The sequence below is a fragment of the Vibrio sp. 10N.247.311.47 genome (genome assembly GCF_041467535.1).
GTDB lineage: Bacteria > Pseudomonadota > Gammaproteobacteria > Enterobacterales > Vibrionaceae > Vibrio > Vibrio crassostreae_C.
Genome location: NZ_JBFSUR010000112.1, coordinates 1 through 1,177 on the forward strand (window position 1 = coordinate 1; position 1,177 = coordinate 1,177).

Consider the following 1,177-nt stretch of genomic DNA (forward strand, 5'->3'; position numbering starts at 1 on the left):
AAGATTTTAGCTACAACACCAGCACCAACTGTACGGCCACCTTCGCGGATTGCGAAACGTAGACCTTCGTCCATTGCGATTGGAGCGATTAGCTCAACAGTCATTTGAACGTTGTCACCTGGCATTACCATTTCTACGCCTTCTGGTAGAGTGATGTCGCCTGTTACGTCAGTTGTACGGAAGTAGAACTGTGGACGGTAACCTTTGAAGAAAGGAGTGTGACGGCCGCCTTCGTCTTTAGAAAGTACGTATACTTCAGACTCAAACTTAGTGTGTGGGTTGATAGAACCTTTCGCAGAAAGTACTTGACCACGTTCAACGTCATCACGCTTAGTACCACGTAGAAGTGCACCAACGTTCTCACCTGCACGACCTTCGTCAAGCAGTTTACGGAACATTTCAACACCAGTACAAGTAGTAAGAGTAGTCTCTTTGATACCAACGATTTCTACTTCGTCACCTACACGTAGGATACCGCGCTCGATACGACCAGTTACAACAGTACCACGACCTTGAATTGAGAATACATCTTCAATTGGTAGTAGGAACGGTTGGTCAACTGCACGCTCTGGCTCAGGAATGTAAGAATCTAGTGCTTCTGCAAGCTCAACGATCTTGTCTTCCCACTGCTTCTCGCCGTTTAGTGCGCCAAGTGCAGAACCTTGGATAACTGGTAGGTCATCACCTGGGAAGTCGTATTCAGAAAGAAGTTCACGAACTTCCATCTCAACTAGCTCAAGTAGCTCTTCGTCATCTACCATGTCACATTTGTTCATGAATACGATGATGTAAGGGATACCAACTTGACGACCAAGTAGGATGTGCTCACGAGTTTGAGGCATAGGGCCGTCAGTCGCAGCAACAACTAGGATACCGCCGTCCATTTGTGCAGCACCAGTGATCATGTTTTTAACATAATCCGCGTGTCCTGGACAGTCTACGTGTGCGTAGTGACGTGCTGGAGTGTCGTACTCAACGTGAGAAGTTGCGATTGTGATACCGCGCTCACGCTCTTCTGGAGCGTTATCGATAGATGCGAAATCTTTAGCAACACCGCCGTATACTTTTGCAAGAGTAGTACAGATAGCAGCAGTTAGAGTTGTTTTACCGTGGTCAACGTGGCCGATAGTACCAACGTTTACGTGCGGTTTCGTACGTTCAAATTTTTCTTTAGACA

1 protein-coding gene is annotated in these 1,177 nt (G+C 46.8%); it reads right to left on the reverse strand.

Annotated elements, in window-relative coordinates; translation table 11 throughout:
• Positions 1–1,177, reverse strand: a 1,177-nt coding sequence (gene tuf / locus AB6E51_RS24500; protein WP_016783752.1) for an elongation factor Tu, incomplete at both ends; no start/stop codon positions are given.